The sequence below is a fragment of the Rhizobium rosettiformans W3 genome, assembly GCF_004912135.1.
Taxonomy (GTDB): Bacteria; Pseudomonadota; Alphaproteobacteria; order Rhizobiales; family Rhizobiaceae; genus Allorhizobium; species Allorhizobium rosettiformans.
On the sequence record NZ_STGU01000083.1, the window covers coordinates 1 to 617 of the forward strand.

Consider the following 617-nt stretch of genomic DNA (forward strand, 5'->3'; position numbering starts at 1 on the left):
ACAGGAAGCGAAGATGAGACAAAAATCCGGGCCGCAGACATCGGCGGCAGAGAAGACGATCAAGGACATCCGCCGCGCCACGCGCAAGCACCATTCAGCCGAGGACAAAATCCGTGTCGTCCTGGAAGGCCTGCGTGGCGAAGACAGCATCGCCGCGATCTGCCGCCGCGAGGGGATCGCCGAGAGCCTGTATTATAGCTGGTCGAAGGAATTCCTCGAAGCTGGCAAGAAGCGCCTTGCGGGCGATACCTCCCGTTCGGCAACGAGTGACGAGGTGAAGGCGCTGCGTAAGGAGAGCCGCGACCTGAAGGAGGCGGTGGCCGACCTCACCCTGGAGAACCGCCTGCTCAAAAAAAGCATGATCGGGCATGGGGGCGACGACGAATGAGATATCCCGCCACCGAAAAGCTTGAGATCATCCGGCTGGTCGAGCAGTCGCATTTGTCAGTCAGGCAGACACTCGAAAAGCTCGGCATTCCGAGACCTACCTTCTATCGATGGTATGACCGGTTCCAGACCCATGGCGTCGAGGGGCTGGAAGACCGGACTTCTGCGCCATCACGGGTGTGGAACCGCATTCCTGACGATATCAGGGATCGCATTGTCACCATGGCGCT

Annotated in this window: 1 pseudogene; it reads left to right on the forward strand. The window is 59.6% G+C overall.

Annotation, left to right across the window (positions count from 1 at the left end):
* Positions 1 to 13: 13 nt before the first annotated feature.
* Positions 14 to 617: pseudogene (locus tag FAA86_RS24450) on the forward strand (helix-turn-helix domain-containing protein); the annotation flags it as partial.